We start from the raw sequence: 15468 nt of genomic DNA, 5'->3' as shown, positions 1-15468 counted from the left end.
CGATAGCGAAGAGGTCACACCCGTTCCCATGCCGAACACGGAAGTTAAGCTCTTCAGCGCCGATGGTAGTCGGGGGTTTCCCCCTGTGAGAGTAGGACGCCGCCAAGCTATATTATGGTAAAGGCAGCTCATCATGAGTTGCCTTTTTTGTGTTTTTCTGCATACATTATATAATATGAGAAACGTAACGATATGCCTTTTTGCAAAAGCAGGTTTTATGCTTGTGCAAAGTGGAAATAATAGAGATAGAGCGATACAGTTGAAAAATTTCGCGAAACACCTTATAGTAAGGTTAAAGTCAAATATAGTCAAAGTCAATAAAGGAGGGGGTTGAGTGGGACATAATATTTCTGACATCATTGAACAGTACTTGAAACAAGTATTAGATCAAAATGGCAAAGAAATTTTAGAGATCAAACGCAGTGAAATTGCTGATAAATTTCAATGTGTTCCTTCCCAAATAAATTATGTCATCAACACCAGATTTACAAGTGAAAGAGGATATATTGTTGAAAGTAAACGGGGAGGCGGCGGTTATATTCGTATTATCAAAATTAAAATGAATAACGAAGTCGTCCTCATTAATAATATTATTTCGCAGATTCATACCCACTTGTCCCAGGCAGCCTCTGATGACATTATTCTCAGACTGTTAGAGGACGGAGTTATTTCGGAAAGAGAAGCTAAAATGATGGTGAGTGTAATGGATCGTTCAGTTCTATATATTGATTTGCCCGAACGGGATGAACTAAGAGCCAGAATGATGAAAGCAATGCTCACATCTTTAAAACTAAAGTAAGCGGGTGAAAAGATTGATTTGTCAAGAATGCAATGAGAGACCGGCCACTTTTCACTTTACGAAAGTTGTTAATGGAGAAAAACAAGAAGTTCATATTTGTGAACAATGTGCAAAAGAAAATAGCGATTCATACAGTATAAGTGGAAACCAAGGGTTCTCGATCCATAATTTATTATCAGGGCTGCTGAATATGGAGTCTTCATTTCAAAACACCGGTTCTCAAATGTTCGGCTACTCAGAGCAAGGCACAGCTTGTAAGAAATGCGGTATGACGTTTCAGCAGCTGAGAAAAACAGGGCGTTTCGGCTGTGCGGAATGTTACGATACGTTCTACAGCCAAATTACACCGATCTTGCGAAAAGTTCACAGCGGGAATACGGTGCATGCCGGGAAAATTCCAAAACGAATAGGTGGAAACCTGCATGTAAGACGGCAAATGGAAATGTTAAAAAAAGAACTTGAATCTTTAATACACCACGAAGAGTTTGAAAGAGCAGCGGAGGTCAGGGATCAGATCCGATCGTTAGAGCAGAAATTAAAAAGTAAAGACAGTGAGGGGGAACAAGGGTAATGTCGCTCAAGCATTTTATTCAGGACGCACTAAGCAATTGGATGAAGCAAAAGGGACCTGAAAGTGACATTGTACTCAGCAGCCGTATACGGTTGGCCCGAAACTTTGAAAATATAAAGTTTCCTGCCAGGTATACGAATGAAGAAGCCTCATCCATCATTCAGCAATTCGAAGATCATTTTTCAGGAAAAGAACTTCCTGATATCGGTCAATTTCATTTAATCAGAATGAGTGAAGCTCAGCCTTTGGAAAAACGGGTGCTGATGGAGAAACATCTGATCAGCCCGAATTTAACTGAATCCCCTTTTGGCGGCTGTTTGCTTTCTGAAAATGAAGAAGTCAGCATTATGTTAAATGAAGAAGATCATATCAGAATTCAATGCCTCTTCCCCGGCTTCCAGCTTCTCAACGCTATAAAAGCGGCAAACCAGGTTGATGACTGGATTGAGGAGAAAGTGGATTACGCCTTTGGAGAGAAGAGAGGGTACTTAACAAGCTGTCCTACAAATGTAGGGACGGGACTAAGGGCTTCAGTCATGATGCATTTGCCGGGCCTTGTATTAACTAGGCAAATGAATCGAATTATACCGGCAATTAACCAATTAGGCTTAGTTGTTAGAGGAATTTACGGTGAAGGCAGCGAAGCATTAGGAAATATCTTTCAAATTTCAAATCAAATCACACTCGGAAAATCAGAACAGGACATTGTAGATGATTTAAACAGTGTGGCTGCCCAGCTGATTGAGCAGGAACGTTCAGCCCGAGAAGCGCTTTACCAAACCTCGAAAATTGAATTGGAGGACCGGGTATTCAGATCTTACGGTGTTTTATCCAACTGCCGTATGATTGAATCAAAGGAAACGGCGAAATGCCTTTCTGACGTTCGGCTGGGGATAGACCTTGGAATCATCAAAGGGCTATCAAGCAATATACTTAATGAACTGATGATTTTGACACAGCCGGGTTTTCTCCAACAATATTCGGGCGGTGCATTACGGCCGAACGAAAGAGACGCGAGAAGAGCGGCTCTTATCAGGGAAAGGCTGCATTTAGAAATGAGTGCAAATAGACAGGAGGATGATTCGATATGATGTTTGGAAGGTTTACAGAGCGAGCTCAAAAGGTATTGGCACTGGCACAGGAAGAAGCACTGCGCTTAGGCCATAACAATATTGGAACTGAACATATCTTATTAGGTCTGGTTCGTGAAGGAGAAGGGATTGCGGCTAAAGCACTCCAAGCACTCGGACTCGGTTCGGATAAAATTCAGAAAGAAGTGGAGAGCTTAATCGGACGGGGACAGGAAATGTCTCAAACGATTCATTATACGCCAAGAGCAAAAAAAGTCATTGAGCTCAGCATGGATGAAGCCAGAAAGCTAGGACATTCTTATGTGGGAACAGAACACATACTTCTCGGACTGATTCGTGAAGGAGAAGGCGTGGCCGCGAGAGTTCTGAATAATCTCGGTGTCAGCTTGAATAAGGCGAGACAGCAAGTGCTGCAGCTTCTGGGAAGCAATGAGACGGGATCTTCTGCATCCGGTACGAACAGCAATGCAAACACGCCGACGCTTGACAGCTTGGCTCGTGATTTAACTGCGATTGCGAAGGAAGACAGTCTTGATCCGGTTATCGGCCGAAGCAAAGAGATTCAGCGTGTTATTGAGGTATTAAGCCGCAGAACGAAGAATAATCCCGTTCTTATCGGAGAACCGGGTGTAGGTAAGACTGCGATTGCTGAAGGCCTCGCACAGCAGATCATCAATAATGAAGTGCCGGAAATTTTACGTGATAAACGCGTAATGACATTAGACATGGGTACGGTTGTAGCCGGTACGAAATACCGCGGAGAATTTGAAGACCGCTTGAAAAAAGTAATGGATGAAATACGTCAGGCCGGCAATATTATTTTATTCATTGACGAACTGCATACACTGATCGGAGCGGGGGGAGCAGAAGGTGCGATTGACGCATCGAATATCTTAAAACCTTCACTGGCCCGCGGAGAGCTTCAATGCATCGGTGCGACAACGCTTGATGAATACCGTAAATATATCGAAAAAGACGCTGCTCTGGAGCGCCGTTTCCAGCCGATTCAGGTGGATCAGCCGTCAGCCGATGAAAGCATTCAAATTTTAAAAGGGCTCCGTGACCGCTATGAAGCGCATCACCGCGTATCCATTACCGATGAAGCGATTGAAGCAGCGGTAAAATTGTCCGACCGTTATATTTCTGACCGCTTCCTTCCGGATAAAGCGATCGATTTAATTGATGAAGCCGGTTCAAAAGTACGTCTCCGTTCTTTCACAACGCCTCCGAACTTAAAAGAGCTTGAGCAGAAACTCGATGAAGTTCGCAAGGAAAAAGACGCTGCCGTTCAGAGCCAGGAGTTTGAAAAAGCGGCTTCTCTTCGTGATACGGAGCAGCGCCTGAGAGAACAGGTGGAAGACACGAAAAAAACGTGGAAAGAAAAACAAGGCCAGGAGAACTCCGAAGTTTCTGTAGAGGATATCGCGATGGTTGTATCCAGCTGGACCGGGGTGCCTGTATCTAAAATTGCCCAAACGGAAACAGATAAGCTTCTCAATATGGAAAACATTCTGCACTCCCGCGTCATCGGCCAGGATGAAGCTGTTGTAGCCGTTGCAAAGGCTGTCAGACGTGCAAGAGCCGGTCTGAAGGACCCGAAACGCCCGATTGGTTCATTCATCTTCTTAGGCCCTACAGGCGTTGGGAAGACAGAGCTGGCACGAGCGCTGGCGGAATCCATTTTCGGTGATGAGGAAGCGATGATCAGAGTGGATATGTCCGAATACATGGAGAAACACTCGACTTCACGTCTTGTCGGTTCTCCTCCGGGATATGTCGGCTATGATGAAGGCGGCCAGCTGACAGAAAAAGTGAGAAGAAAACCTTACTCTGTCGTACTGCTTGATGAAATTGAAAAAGCGCATCCTGATGTGTTTAACATTCTCCTGCAAGTGCTTGAAGACGGACGCTTGACTGATTCAAAAGGACGCACTGTGGATTTCCGCAACACGATCCTGATTATGACGTCAAACGTCGGAGCGAGCGAGCTGAAACGCAACAAATATGTGGGCTTCAATGTGCAGGATGAATCACAAAACCATAAAGACATGAAAGACAAAGTCATGGGAGAGCTGAAGCGCGCCTTCAGACCTGAGTTTATCAACCGGATTGACGAAATTATCGTCTTCCACTCCCTTGAGAAAAAACATCTTACAGACATCGTGTCGCTTATGTCTGATCAGTTAACAAAACGTCTGAAAGAACAAGATCTCTCTATCGAGCTGACGGATGCTGCAAAAGCAAAAGTGGCAGAAGAGGGCGTCGATTTGGAATACGGCGCACGTCCGTTAAGAAGAGCGATTCAAAAGCATGTGGAGGACCGGTTATCAGAAGAACTCCTCAGAGGCAATATTGATAAAGGCCAGCACATTGTTCTTGATGTTGAGGACGGCGAATTTGTCGTAAAAACAACTGCTAAAACGAACTAATATAGTGACAAACATGAGGCATACGTAAGCGAGTGTATGCCTCACTTTGTTATATAGAGAAATATTCGATAAGGAAGAGGTCTTACAACATATATGGCTAAATCAAAAACAAAATTCATCTGCCACTCATGCGGTTATGAATCCGCTAAGTGGATGGGAAAGTGCCCGGGCTGCGGGGCTTGGAATACAATGGTGGAAGAAACCATAAAAAAAGCACCGGCGAATCGGCGGGCGGCTTTCTCCCACTCCGTTCAAACCGTCCAGAAACCATCACCCATTACATCAATTGAAACATCGGAAGAACCCCGCGTTCAAACAAAGCTCGAAGAATTCAACAGAGTGCTTGGCGGCGGCGTTGTGAAAGGCTCGTTAGTATTAATCGGCGGCGATCCAGGCATCGGAAAATCAACGCTCCTTCTCCAAGTATCCGCACAATTAGCAGATACGGCCGGCAGCGTGCTTTACATTTCAGGGGAAGAATCCGTGAAGCAAACGAAGCTGCGTGCCGACAGACTTGGAATCAACAGCCAAATGTTACATGTTTTATCTGAAACCGATATGGAGTATATTTCGTCTGCTATACAAGAGATGAAACCCGCATTTGTTGTCGTAGACTCCATTCAGACCGTGTACCAAAGTGATATCACCTCGGCTCCCGGCAGTGTATCACAAGTAAGAGAGTGTACGGCCGAATTGATGAAAATCGCGAAAACAAACGGCATACCTATTTTTATCGTCGGGCACGTCACAAAAGAAGGATCGATCGCAGGGCCGAGATTGCTTGAGCACATGGTCGATACCGTTCTATACTTTGAAGGAGAGCGGCATCATACATTCCGTATTTTGCGGGCCGTAAAAAACCGTTTCGGCTCCACAAATGAAATGGGCATCTTTGAAATGCGGGAAGAGGGGCTTACGGAAGTGCTGAACCCTTCTGAAATTTTCTTGGAAGAGCGTTCTGCCGGGGCATCGGGTTCGAGTATCGTTGCGTCAATGGAAGGAACGAGACCGATCCTGGTTGAAATCCAGGCGCTCATATCACCGACCAGTTTTGGAAACCCGCGCCGCATGGCTACAGGCATTGACCACAACAGGGTGTCGTTAATTATGGCTGTGCTTGAGAAGCGGGTGGGTCTTTTGCTTCAAAATCAAGATGCATATTTAAAGGTCGCCGGCGGGGTCAAACTGGATGAACCGGCGATTGATTTGGCAGTAGCCGTCAGCATTGCCTCAAGCTTCAGAGATACACCGCCGAATCCCGCAGATTGCTTTATCGGTGAAGTGGGTCTGACAGGAGAAGTCCGCAGGGTGTCAAGAATCGAACAGCGCGTAAAGGAAGCGGCAAAACTCGGCTTCAAGCGCATGATCATACCTGAGGCGAATGCAGATGGGTGGACAATACCAAAAGGGATTGAGGTTGTCGGAGTAGCAAATGTTGCAGAAGCGCTTCGTACTTCATTAGGAGGATCATAATAGATGGAAAAAGAGAAAAAAGGGGCGAAACAAGAGCTTGACCTGTCTGCAATTCTGCAGTTCGTTGCTCCGGGCACCCCGCTCAGAGCCGGGATAGAGAATGTACTTCGGGCAAATACAGGCGGCCTGATTGTTGTCGGATACAATGATAAGGTAAAGCAAGTCGTGGATGGCGGTTTTCATATTAATACATCATTTGCGCCCGCTCACTTATACGAGCTGGCCAAAATGGACGGTGCCATTATTTTAAGTGATTCCGGACAGAAAATTCTTTATGCGAATACGCAGCTTATGCCGGAAGCGACCATTTCTTCTTCAGAAACGGGAATGAGGCACCGTACGGCGGAACGGGTGGCGAAGCAGACCGGCTGTCTCGTCATCGCCATTTCTGAGCGCAGAAATGTCATTACGTTATATCAGGACAGCATGAAGTACACACTAAAGGACATAGGATTTATTTTAACAAAGGCAAATCAGGCCATTCAAACGCTTGAGAAGTATAAAACCATTTTAGACAAAACGATTACGGCTTTAAACGCATTAGAGTTTGAGGAGCTTGTGACATTCAGTGACGTGCTGTCCGTCATGCATCGATATGAAATGGTGCTCCGAATAAAAAATGAAATCAATATGTATATTAAAGAACTCGGAACGGAAGGCCACTTAATCCGTCTGCAGGTGATTGAACTGATTACGGACATGGAAGAAGAGGCGGCACTTTTCATCAAAGACTATGTCAAAGAAAAAATCAAAGATCCGTTCGTGCTGTTAAAAGAGCTTCAGGATATGTCCAGCTATGATCTGCTTGATGATTCCATTCTGTTTAAGCTGCTTGGATATCCGGCTTCTACCAATATTGATGATTATGTGCTCCCGAGAGGATACAGGCTGCTGAACAAAATTCCGCGTCTGCCGATGCCGATTGTTGAAAATGTGGTTGAGGCGTTCGGATTTTTGCCAAGCATAACGGAAGCCACTGTAGAAGAGCTTGATGATGTTGAGGGTATCGGCGAAGTGCGCGCCAAAAAAATCAAAAAAGGCTTAAAACGCCTTCAGGAAAAACACTATATAGATAGACAGCTTTAAGAATCGCTTAAACCTGTCGGAATCCGGGTATATTATTGTTAGTTTTTGTTTATTCTGAATTTGTAGGCTCTGACAGTCTGCTGAAAAAATGCTACTTAAAAGGAGGTGGAGGTATGTTAAAACGAATAGTTCAGGCGTTCTTCATTATTGTGGGCGGCGTTGTCGGTATCTTTTTAATACCTGAATTGTTTGTGCTGTCAAATATACAGGACATACCTTTAATAACAAACGCATATACGTCTGCTGCAATTGGTGCTATTATCTTTTTTCTCATCAGTATATGGACGACAGAATATGTGATTAATTGGGTAAAATGGATTGAAGATTCTTTACTGAGAGCTCCGGTGCCGGATCTGTTATTCGGGAGTCTCGGATTGGTTTTTGGACTTATCATCGCATATCTCATTGTAAACGTGATTCCGCTGGACAATATTCCGTACCGTATATTCAGCACCATCATTCCGGTCTTTCTGGCTTTCTTTCTCGGTTATCTGGGCTTCCAAGTCGGATTTAAGAAAAAGGATGAACTGATCAGTCTTTTCTCCATTTCTGCAAGAATGCAGAAGAAAAAGGGAAGTGCTGATGAGGAGCAGGAGGAACAGGATAAAAGGCTGAAAATCTTAGATACAAGTGTTATTATTGATGGGAGAATTGCAGATATTTGTCAGACGGGCTTTTTAGAAGGCGTCATTGTCATTCCTCAATTTGTGCTGGAGGAATTACAGCATATCGCTGATTCTTCAGATGTTTTAAAACGTAACAGAGGACGACGCGGTCTGGATATCTTGAATCGCATTCAAAAGGAACTGGATATTACGGTTGAAATTTATGAAGGCGACTTCGAGGACATTCAGGAGGTTGACAGCAAGCTTGTCAAACTTGCGAAGCTGACATCCGGCGTCGTTGTGACGAATGATTTTAATTTAAATAAAGTATGTGAGCTTCAGAAGGTTGCGGTACTGAATATTAATGACCTTGCAAACGCGGTGAAGCCGGTTGTGCTTCCGGGCGAAGAGATGAATGTGCAGGTGATTAAGGACGGGAAAGAGCATAATCAAGGTGTGGCTTACTTGGATGACGGTACGATGATTGTTGTGGAAGAAGGCCGCAATTATATAGGGAAACATATTGATGTGCTCGTAACCAGCGTACTGCAGACAGCGGCGGGACGAATGATTTTTGCCAAGCCCAAGCTGCTTGAGAAAGCTCTTTAAGAGGGAGTTCATATGGAGTATGTTGTCGTTATTCCGGCTGCCGGACAAGGAAAACGGATGAAGGCCGGGAAAAATAAGCTGTTCATCAGCTTAAAAGGTGCGCCTGTTATTATACACACACTGCGGGTTTTTGAAAGCCACGCACCCTGTCAGAAAATAATCTTGGTGATAAACGAGAGTGAACGGGAAGATTTTCGCCAGCTGCTGGCCCAATTTCCGATTCAGACGGAAATTGAGCTTGTTACCGGAGGTGCGGAGCGTCAGAACAGTGTATACGAAGGACTGAAAGTGATTGATAAGGAATCGGTCGTTCTTGTTCATGACGGAGCGCGCCCGTTTGTCACACATCAGCATATCGATAAGCTCGTTGAAACAGCAGAGGAGGCGGGAGCGGCTGTCCTGGCTGTTCCTGTGAAAGACACGATAAAACGGGCGGAAGGCTCCCGGGTTGCGGAGACCTTTGATCGTTCAAGCTTGTGGGCCGTTCAAACGCCGCAAGCTTTTCGTCTTTCTTTATTGAAGACGGCGCATATGGAAGCGGAAAACAAAGGCTTCTTAGGGACGGATGACGCCAGCCTCGTCGAGCGTCTTGATGGATATCAGGTGAGTATCGTTGAAGGCAGCTATACCAATATTAAGCTGACAACGCCGGATGATCTGATATCCGCGGAAGCAATCATGAAAGCGGAAAGTGGGAATCATAATGTTTAGAATCGGACAAGGATTTGATGTGCATCAATTAACGGAAGGCCGTCCTCTCATCATCGGCGGAATTGAAATTCCTTATGAAAAAGGGCTGCTCGGACATTCAGATGCTGATGTATTGCTGCATACAGTCGCAGACGCGTGTCTCGGAGCGGCAGGTGAAGGAGATATCGGCAAGCATTTCCCGGATACTGATCCGGAATTCAAGGATGCGGATTCTTTTAAGCTGCTTCAGCATGTCTGGAACATTGTTAAAGAAAAAGGATACGTACTCGGAAATATAGACTGTACGATTATTGCGCAAAAGCCGAAAATGGCGCCGCATATTGATGCTATGAGAAAACGGATAGCGGAAGGCCTTGAGGCGGACGTCTCTCAAGTAAACGTAAAAGCGACGACGACTGAAAAGCTCGGGTTTACCGGAAGAGCTGAAGGAATTGCCGCTCAGGCGACCGTTCTGATCCAAAAAGCCTGATCATTGTTTTGATGCCCGGTCTATTTGGTGGTAGAATAGATACATATATTCGGCTAGAGGCTACAGACGAGATGAAAGGAAGTATTTGAACATGGGAAATGAAGTACGCGTTCGTTATGCACCGAGTCCGACCGGACATTTGCATATCGGTAACGCCAGAACAGCGCTTTTTAACTATTTATTTGCCCGCAGCCAAGGCGGAAAGTTTATTATCCGGATTGAGGATACGGACAAAAAGCGAAATATTGAAGGCGGAGAGCAAAGCCAGCTCAACTATTTGAAATGGCTCGGCATGGACTGGGATGAAAGTGTGGATATCGGCGGAGAATACGGCCCGTACCGCCAGTCTGAGCGTAACGACATTTACAAAAAGTACTATGAAGAGCTTCTTGAAAAAGGGCTTGCTTATAAATGTTTCTGTACGGAAGAAGAACTTGAGAAAGAACGTGAAGAGCAAATCGCCCGTGGGGAAATGCCGCGCTATTCCGGCAAACACAGAAACCTGACTCAGGAAGAGCAGGAGCAGTTTTTAGCCGAAGGCAGACAGCCGAGCATCCGTTTCCGCGTGCCGGAAGGGAAAATCATCGCATTTAACGATATCGTAAAAGGTGAGATTTCTTTTGAATCAGACGGCATCGGCGACTTTGTCATCGTCAAAAAAGACGGAACACCGACGTATAACTTTGCTGTCGCGATTGACGATTACTTAATGAAAATGACGCACGTGCTCCGCGGTGAGGATCACATTTCAAATACACCGAAACAGATCATGATTTTCCAGGCATTCGGCTGGGATGTTCCTGTCTTCGGACATATGACGCTTATCGTAAACGAAAGCCGCAAAAAATTAAGTAAACGTGATGAATCAATTATCCAGTTTATTGAGCAGTATGATGAGCTGGGTTACCTGCCTGAAGCGCTGTTTAACTTTATCGGACTTCTCGGCTGGTCTCCCGTCGGTGAAGAAGAGCTTTTCACAAGAGAACAATTCATTGAAATTTTTGATGTAAATCGTTTGTCTAAGTCACCGGCTCTGTTTGATATGCATAAACTGAAATGGGTCAACAACCAATACGTCAAAGCGCTGGATCTTGATCAAGTGGTTGAGCTGACCTTGCCGCACCTGCAAAAAGCTGGAAAAGTCGGCACTGAGCTTTCTGCCGAGGAGCAGGAATGGGTTCGTAAATTAATCTCTCTTTACCATGAGCAATTGAGCTACGGCGCTGAAATTGTCGAGCTGACTGATTTGTTCTTTAAAGATGAGATCGAGTATAATCAAGAGGCAAAAGCCGTTCTGGAAGAAGAACAGGTGCCTGAAGTGCTCAGCGTATTTGCTGCGAAGCTTGAAGAGCTTGAAGAATTTACGCCTGAGCTGATCAAAGCCTCAATTAAAGCTGTTCAGAAAGAAACAGGCCATAAAGGTAAAAAGCTGTTCATGCCGATTCGTGTAGCGGTTACCGGTCAGACACACGGTCCTGAGCTTCCGCAGGCCATTGAGCTGATCGGCAGAGAAACAGCCGTCAGACGCCTGAAAAGCATTTAAATATACGATTGTTGACAGGGAAGAGTATAAAACAATGACCATTACAGAAAGAATCTTCATCGGCTGAGAGAGATTCATGCGTCATGTTTTAGAAGTGCGCCCTTAAGACCTTTGAAGAACATTTCTGCGGAAATCAGTATTTAAAGGCGGCCGCCGCCGTTACCGGCTTTTAAGTTGGGAAAACAGTGACTTGTTTTTCAAACAGAGTGGAACCGCGCGGTAAAAGCGTCTCTGTCATGTTTACATGCAGAGGCGCTTTTTTTATAGGCGGAAAAACAGACTGGAGCGGGGAGAGAATGGGGGGAAGCATGTGTTTTTTAAAATGCTAAAAGAAGACATAGATACAGTGTTCGATCAAGATCCGGCAGCAAGAAGCTATTTCGAAGTTGTTTTAACTTATTCTGGTTTACATGCTATATGGGCGCATCGGATTGCACATGCTTTATATAAACGGAGATTTTTCTTCCTGGCGCGCCTGATATCACAGATTGCCCGTTTCTTTACCGGAATTGAAATCCATCCCGGCGCGACCATCGGGAGAAGGTTTTTCATTGACCACGGTATGGGGGTCGTCATAGGGGAAACATGTGAAATCGGCAATAACGTGACGGTATTCCAAGGTGTCACTCTCGGGGGAACGGGAAAAGAAAAGGGGAAGCGGCATCCGACCATAAAAGATGATGCTTTAATTGCAACCGGAGCGAAGGTGCTCGGCTCTATTACGGTCGGGCAGGGTTCTAAAGTAGGGGCCGGTTCCGTTGTGCTTCGTGATGTTCCCGACTTTTCGACCGTTGTCGGCATACCGGGGAAAGTCGTCATTCAGAACGGAAGAAAAATCAAACGCGATCTCAATCACCAAGACTTGCCCGATCCGGTTGCTGACCGGTTTAGAGCATTGGAGCAGCAGATTTTTGAACTGCAGGCTGAACTGGAAGATAAAAAAGAAAGGATCAACCAAAAATGACCATTACACTTTATAATACATTGACACGGAAAAAGGAAACATTCGTTCCTCTTGAGGAAGGCAAAGTAAAAATGTACGTGTGCGGACCGACTGTATACAACTATATTCATATCGGAAACGCCCGTCCGGCGATTGTGTATGATACCGTACGCAACTATTTAGAGTATAAAGGATACGATGTTCAATACGTATCGAATTTTACCGATGTTGACGACAAACTGATTAAGGCGGCCAACGAGCTCGGCGAGGACGTCCCGGCCGTTTCTGAACGGTTTATTAAAGCGTATTTTGAAGACGTGGGCGCCCTCGGATGCCGGAAAGCGGATCTTCACCCCCGGGTCATGGAAAACATGGACGCCATTATTGAATTTGTCAGCGAGCTGATTAAAAAAGGCTACGCTTATGAATCAGAAGGCGATGTCTATTTCAAAACAAGGGCCTTCGAAGGCTACGGCAAGCTATCTCAGCAATCAATTGATGAACTCAGATCAGGCGCGCGTATCCGGGTCGGCGAGAAGAAAGAGGATGCGCTGGACTTTGCTCTTTGGAAAGCTGCTAAGGACGGAGAAATATCATGGGATAGCCCTTGGGGAAAAGGCCGCCCGGGCTGGCATATTGAATGCTCCGCAATGGTGAAAAAGTATTTGGGTGACGAAATCGATATTCATGCCGGCGGTCAGGACCTGACATTCCCGCACCATGAAAACGAAATTGCCCAATCTGAAGCATTAACAGGCAAGACATTCGCAAAATACTGGCTTCACAACGGATATATCAATATCGATAATGAGAAGATGTCAAAATCTCTCGGCAACTTTGTTTTGGTGCACGATATCATTAAGCAATATGACCCGCAGCTTTTGAGATTTTTCATGCTGTCCGTTCATTACCGCCACCCGATCAACTATTCGGAAGAGCTGCTTGAGAAAACAAAAAACGCGTTTAACCGCCTGAAGACGGCCTATAGTAATTTAAACCATCGTTTGATTAGCAGTACGAATCTGACTGACAATGATGAGGAATGGCTCGCTAAAATTGAAGAGCACCGCACTGCGTTTGAAGAAGCAATGGATGATGATTTTAATACGGCGAATGCGATTTCCGTTTGGTTTGATCTGGCGAAGCTCGCCAATTACTACATGCAGGAAGACAATACGGCGGATCACGTCATTAAAGCCTTTATCAGCATGTTTGACAGAATCGGATCTGTTCTCGGACTTACGCTCGGCGAAGAAGTGCTTGTCGACGAAGAGATTGAAGAGTTGATTGAGAAGAGAAATGAAGCCCGCCGCAATCGCGATTTTGCTTTGTCAGACCAGATTCGCGATCAGCTGAAAAGCATGAATATCATTCTTGAAGATACGGCCCAGGGAACTCGCTGGAAGCGGGGAGAGTAAGCGGATGCTTCAATTTGAACAAATCAAAGATTCAAAGCAGTTAAACGGTCTTGCGCTTGCTTATATGGGTGATGCCATTTTTGAAATATATGTCCGGCATCACCTGCTTAAGCAGGGCTTTACGAAACCGAATGACCTTCATAAGAAGGCGAGCCGGATTGTATCGGCAAAATCACAGGCAGACATATTGTTCCGCCTTCAGGACGAATCCTTTTTCACGGAGGAAGAGGAAGCCGTGCTGAGAAGAGGCAGAAACGCGAAATCAGGGACGACGCCAAAAAACACAGATGTACAGACGTACCGCCATAGTACAGCTTTTGAGGCTTTACTCGGATACCTTTTTCTTGAGAAAAGAGAAGAAAGACTGAATCAGCTGATTGCTGAGGCTATACAAGTCGGGACGTCAGGGAGGAAAACAAATGAGTCAGCAACATGATTACGTCATAGGAAAAAACGCTGTGATTGAGACGTTAAAGTCAGATCGCAAGCTGTATAAGTTATGGATGGCGGAAAACACAGTAAAAGGACAGGCGCAGCAAGTTATGGAGCTTGCTAAAAAGCGCGGCGTCACCATTCAATTTGTACCGAGGAAAAAACTCGATCAGATGGTGGAGGGGCAGCATCAGGGTGTTGTCGCCCAGGTGGCAGCATATGAATATGCACAATTAGACGAATTATATAAAAGAGCGGAAGAGAGAAACGAACAGCCTTTCTTTCTCATATTGGACGAGCTGGAAGACCCTCATAATCTCGGTTCCATCATGAGAACGGCTGACGCTGTCGGTGCACACGGCATCGTGATTCCGAAACGCAGAGCGGTCGGACTGACTTCGACGGTCGCAAAAGCTTCGACCGGTGCGATTGAACACATTCCCGTCGTGAAGGTGACCAACCTTGCCCGGACACTTGATGAAATGAAGGAGCGGGGGATTTGGGTCGTCGGAACGGATGCATCCGCCCGGGAAGACTACCGCTCTATGGACGGCAAGATGCCTTTGGCGCTCGTTATCGGAAGCGAAGGCAGAGGAATGGGCCGGCTTGTGAAAGAGAAATGTGATTTTCTCATTAAGCTTCCGATGGCCGGAAAAGTCACGTCTTTGAATGCGTCGGTAGCGGCCGGCCTTCTCATGTATGAAGTCTACCGGAAGCGCAATCCTTTAGGGGAATGAAGACAGATGGACATCCTGTTAGTAGACGGATACAACATGATTGGAGCTTGGCCGCAGCTAAAGGATTTAAAAGCGAACAGTTTTGAAGAAGCGAGAGATGTACTGATCCAGAAGATGGCGGAATATCAGTCCTACACGGGAATCAGAGTCATTGTGGTGTTTGACGCACACCTGGTAAAAGGCATAGAGAAAAAACAAACGAATCACAGAGTCGAAGTGATTTTCACACGGGAGAATGAAACGGCGGATGAGCGGATCGAGAAGCTTGCCCAGGCGCTGAATAATATTGCGACACAGATTCATGTCGCAACTTCCGATTATACGGAGCAGTGGGCGATCTTCGGACAAGGGGCTCTCCGTAAATCCGCCCGGGAGCTCCTGAGGGAAGTGGATACGATAGAACGCCGGATTCAAAGGCGGGTTTCAAAGATCACTTCTGAAAAACCACCGGGTAAAATCGAGCTGTCCGAAGAGGTTTTGAAAACGTTTGAAAAGTGGCGCCGAGGCGGTCTGGATTAGGTTGACGCTTTTTCGCCCATTAATGTATAATAT

Annotated in this window: 15 protein-coding genes, 1 rRNA gene and 1 other annotated feature; all 16 genes read left to right on the top strand. The window is 45.6% G+C overall.

What is annotated here, in order from left to right; translation table 11 throughout:
* A 5S ribosomal RNA gene (gene rrf, locus ACWHAR_RS18615) occupies positions 1-108 on the top strand; the annotation flags it as partial.
* Positions 109-334: 226 nt separating this feature from the next.
* Positions 335-799, top strand: coding sequence for a transcriptional regulator CtsR (gene ctsR / locus ACWHAR_RS18610; protein ID WP_003156396.1), 465 nt, complete (start codon positions 335-337; stop codon positions 797-799).
* Between the two features lie 13 nt (positions 800-812).
* Positions 813-1370, top strand: coding sequence for a UvrB/UvrC motif-containing protein (locus ACWHAR_RS18605; protein ID WP_007410387.1), 558 nt, complete (start codon positions 813-815; stop codon positions 1368-1370).
* Positions 1370-2461 (top strand): protein arginine kinase, encoded by a 1092-nt coding sequence (locus ACWHAR_RS18600; protein ID WP_003156398.1) that lies wholly within the window; start codon positions 1370-1372, stop codon positions 2459-2461. The genes ACWHAR_RS18605 and ACWHAR_RS18600 overlap by 1 nt, the downstream gene beginning before the upstream one ends.
* Positions 2458-4890, top strand: coding sequence for an ATP-dependent protease ATP-binding subunit ClpC (gene clpC, locus ACWHAR_RS18595; protein WP_015239036.1), 2433 nt, complete (start codon positions 2458-2460; stop codon positions 4888-4890). The genes ACWHAR_RS18600 and clpC overlap by 4 nt, the downstream gene beginning before the upstream one ends.
* A 93-nt stretch (positions 4891-4983) precedes the next feature.
* The gene (gene radA, locus ACWHAR_RS18590) at positions 4984-6363 is read left to right on the top strand and encodes a DNA repair protein RadA (RefSeq protein WP_014304212.1); all 1380 of its coding nucleotides are present in this window, start codon (positions 4984-4986) and stop codon (positions 6361-6363) included.
* Between the two features lie 3 nt (positions 6364-6366).
* The gene (disA, locus tag ACWHAR_RS18585; RefSeq protein WP_007615225.1) at positions 6367-7449 is read left to right on the top strand and encodes a DNA integrity scanning diadenylate cyclase DisA; all 1083 of its coding nucleotides are present in this window, start codon (positions 6367-6369) and stop codon (positions 7447-7449) included.
* Positions 7450-7562: 113 nt separating this feature from the next.
* Positions 7563-8663, top strand: coding sequence for a PIN/TRAM domain-containing protein (locus ACWHAR_RS18580; RefSeq protein ID WP_003156403.1), 1101 nt, complete (start codon positions 7563-7565; stop codon positions 8661-8663).
* Between the two features lie 12 nt (positions 8664-8675).
* Positions 8676-9374 (top strand): 2-C-methyl-D-erythritol 4-phosphate cytidylyltransferase, encoded by a 699-nt coding sequence (gene ispD, locus ACWHAR_RS18575; protein WP_032872229.1) that lies wholly within the window; start codon positions 8676-8678, stop codon positions 9372-9374.
* The gene (gene ispF / locus ACWHAR_RS18570; protein ID WP_003156407.1) at positions 9367-9843 is read left to right on the top strand and encodes a 2-C-methyl-D-erythritol 2,4-cyclodiphosphate synthase; all 477 of its coding nucleotides are present in this window, start codon (positions 9367-9369) and stop codon (positions 9841-9843) included. The genes ispD and ispF overlap by 8 nt, the downstream gene beginning before the upstream one ends.
* A gap of 91 nt (positions 9844-9934) precedes the next feature.
* Positions 9935-11386 (top strand): glutamate--tRNA ligase, encoded by a 1452-nt coding sequence (gene gltX / locus ACWHAR_RS18565; protein ID WP_007410392.1) that lies wholly within the window; start codon positions 9935-9937, stop codon positions 11384-11386.
* 2 nt (positions 11387-11388) lie between these two features.
* Positions 11389-11622, top strand: a binding site (T-box leader).
* A gap of 74 nt (positions 11623-11696) precedes the next feature.
* Positions 11697-12350, top strand: a complete 654-nt coding sequence (gene cysE / locus ACWHAR_RS18560) for a serine O-acetyltransferase (protein WP_003156410.1) — start codon at positions 11697-11699, stop codon at positions 12348-12350.
* The gene (gene cysS / locus ACWHAR_RS18555; protein ID WP_032872232.1) at positions 12347-13747 is read left to right on the top strand and encodes a cysteine--tRNA ligase; all 1401 of its coding nucleotides are present in this window, start codon (positions 12347-12349) and stop codon (positions 13745-13747) included. Before cysE ends, cysS begins: the two co-directional genes overlap by 4 nt.
* 4 nt (positions 13748-13751) lie before the next feature.
* Positions 13752-14183 (top strand): Mini-ribonuclease 3, encoded by a 432-nt coding sequence (locus ACWHAR_RS18550; protein WP_003156412.1) that lies wholly within the window; start codon positions 13752-13754, stop codon positions 14181-14183.
* Complete coding sequence (gene rlmB, locus ACWHAR_RS18545; protein WP_003156413.1) at positions 14167-14916, top strand: 23S rRNA (guanosine(2251)-2'-O)-methyltransferase RlmB; 750 nt, start codon at positions 14167-14169, stop codon at positions 14914-14916. Before ACWHAR_RS18550 ends, rlmB begins: the two co-directional genes overlap by 17 nt.
* Before the next feature lie 6 nt (positions 14917-14922).
* The gene (gene rae1, locus ACWHAR_RS18540; RefSeq protein WP_003156414.1) at positions 14923-15435 is read left to right on the top strand and encodes a ribosome-dependent mRNA decay endonuclease Rae1/YacP; all 513 of its coding nucleotides are present in this window, start codon (positions 14923-14925) and stop codon (positions 15433-15435) included.
* The last annotated feature ends 33 nt before the right edge of the window (positions 15436-15468 follow it).

The organism is Bacillus sp. LR--39 (genome assembly GCF_053613335.1).
Note: the sequence above shows the minus strand (reverse complement) of the source record. Positions and strands in the feature narration are given on the sequence as shown.

Coding starts and splice junctions, on each gene's coding strand:
- ACWHAR_RS18600 (WP_003156398.1), top strand. CDS start 1,370: ATGTCGCTCAAGCATTTTATTCAGGACGCACTAAGCAATTGGATGAAG.
- clpC (WP_015239036.1), top strand. CDS start 2,458: ATGATGTTTGGAAGGTTTACAGAGCGAGCTCAAAAGGTATTGGCACTG.
- radA (WP_014304212.1), top strand. CDS start 4,984: ATGGCTAAATCAAAAACAAAATTCATCTGCCACTCATGCGGTTATGAA.
- disA (WP_007615225.1), top strand. CDS start 6,367: ATGGAAAAAGAGAAAAAAGGGGCGAAACAAGAGCTTGACCTGTCTGCA.
- ACWHAR_RS18580 (WP_003156403.1), top strand. CDS start 7,563: ATGTTAAAACGAATAGTTCAGGCGTTCTTCATTATTGTGGGCGGCGTT.
- ispD (WP_032872229.1), top strand. CDS start 8,676: ATGGAGTATGTTGTCGTTATTCCGGCTGCCGGACAAGGAAAACGGATG.
- ispF (WP_003156407.1), top strand. CDS start 9,367: ATGTTTAGAATCGGACAAGGATTTGATGTGCATCAATTAACGGAAGGC.
- gltX (WP_007410392.1), top strand. CDS start 9,935: ATGGGAAATGAAGTACGCGTTCGTTATGCACCGAGTCCGACCGGACAT.
- cysS (WP_032872232.1), top strand. CDS start 12,347: ATGACCATTACACTTTATAATACATTGACACGGAAAAAGGAAACATTC.
- ACWHAR_RS18550 (WP_003156412.1), top strand. CDS start 13,752: ATGCTTCAATTTGAACAAATCAAAGATTCAAAGCAGTTAAACGGTCTT.
- rlmB (WP_003156413.1), top strand. CDS start 14,167: ATGAGTCAGCAACATGATTACGTCATAGGAAAAAACGCTGTGATTGAG.
- rae1 (WP_003156414.1), top strand. CDS start 14,923: ATGGACATCCTGTTAGTAGACGGATACAACATGATTGGAGCTTGGCCG.